Origin of the sequence: Allobosea caraganae (genome assembly GCF_003351345.1) — a bacterium.
GTDB classification, from domain to species: Bacteria; Pseudomonadota; Alphaproteobacteria; order Rhizobiales; family Beijerinckiaceae; genus Allobosea; species Allobosea caraganae.
In genome coordinates, this window is record NZ_QQTO01000036.1 from 1 (window position 1) to 1,799 (window position 1,799).

Below are 1,799 nucleotides of genomic sequence, written 5' to 3' on the forward strand. Positions count from 1 at the left end.
CACCGTCGAGACCGCAGGCTCGAATTCGCCAGGGATCGTCGCACAGAACCGCGGCAACAGCCCGGATACGAGCAATGCCTCCGTGACGATCGGCAATGAAGGCAACGTCACGGCTGGGGGGCCCAACAGCTATGGCGTCGTTATCAACGCGGCCGGCAACGCCACCCTCACCGTTGCGGCCGGCGGCTATCTTCAGGCCAAGGGCAGCGGCAGCGTCGCCTTCTTCGGCGACTCGCTCAACACCTCCATCCAGAACAGCGGAACCATCGCCGGCGATATCGGCGCGGTCGGGAAGCCCACACTGGTGAACCAGGCAAGCGGCATGTTGATACCGCTAACCGAGATCGCTGTTATTGGCGGCTCCATCACCAATTACGGCACGATCGACCTGACGCAAGGCGCAAGCTCGATCCAGATCATCGGCAACCTGCAGAACGAAGGATCCGGCCGCGTCATCACCGCCACCAACCACGTCGCCGGTACGGCCACCCAATTGAACGTGCAGGGCACGGTCGAGCTCGGCGGCACGCTCGAGGTGCGGCCGACGGCGCTGGCCAACCGTGCCGTCACCACCGTCACCGCGACCGAGGGGCTCACCCTCATGCCGGGCTTCTCGACCAGCCGCACGCACCTGTTCCGCTTCGACCACCAGCAGGCCGGCAACAGCCTGCTGGTGCAGCCGCAGGCCGAATTCACCACCGCGGCCGGCGCGCTCGGCGCCAACCAGCGGCAGGTCGCGGGCCATCTCCAGCAGCTCTGGGACGGCGGCACGAGCATGGACGCCGGCTTCACCGCGCTCGCCCGGGTCAAGGACGCAGCCGGCTACCGGCAGGCGCTCAACAGCCTCTCCGGCGAGACGGTCGGCGCCGTCGCGGCTGCCCGCTTCGCCAGCAGCCGCAGCTTCATCACCAACCTCTACAGCTGCCCGGTCTACGCCACGACGGGCCTGATCTCGCAGGAGGGCTCCTGCATCTGGGGCCGCGGCTTCGGCAACAGCACGGTGCGCGACACCAGCACCGATGCGCTCGGCTACCGCTCCTCCTCGGAGACGCTGCAGGTCGGCGGCCAGTGGATGGTCGCGCCCGACTGGTTCGCCGGCGGCTCGCTGGCCTACGAGAACAGCCGCCTCGACGGCGCGCAGGGCACCGCCAGGGTCACCGGCGACAGCGTCATGGCCGGCGCGGTGCTGAAGTACCAATCCGGCGGCTGGCTGCTCTCGGGCGGCATCGACGCCGGCTATGGCTGGTACGACAGCCGCCGCCAGGTCATCGTCGGCAACTTCGCCGGCACCGCCAAGGGCTCGCCGGAGAGCTGGCATGTCGGTGCCCATGGCCGGGTCAGCTACCAGATGGCCTTCGAACGCTTCTACCTGAAGCCCTCGCTCGACCTGCACGCCACCTATGTCGGCAGCAGCGCCTATGCCGAGACGGGCGCGGCGCCGTTCGACCTCGCAGTGGACGGACGACGCAGTCTGGCTCTCTCGGCGACGGCGGCGCTCGAAATCGGCACCAGCATCGACCTCGGCAGCTACGGCACGCTGTGGCCCTATGCCAGTGCCGGCCTGACGCTGACCCATGCCGATGACTGGGAGGCCAAGGCGCGCTTCGCCAGCCTGTCGACCCTGCCGCTGAGCTTCAAGGCGACGACGCCGGTGCCCGACGTGCTCGGCCGCCTGACGGTGGGCGCCGACCTGATCGGCAACAACAACTGGGACGTCAAGCTGCAGTACAGCGCCGATCTCGGCAGCGGCTACCAGTCCCATACCGGCATGGCAAAGCTCAGCTACCGCTTCTGAGCGC

The 1,799-nt window shown here is 68.4% G+C and carries 1 protein-coding gene; it reads left to right on the forward strand.

Going from position 1 to position 1,799, the window contains the following annotated elements:
• A partial coding sequence (locus tag DWF00_RS24585) for an autotransporter outer membrane beta-barrel domain-containing protein (RefSeq protein ID WP_147283858.1) occupies window positions 1–1,795 on the forward strand: 1,795 nt, incomplete at its 5' end.
• Window positions 1,796–1,799: the final 4 nt, after the last annotated feature.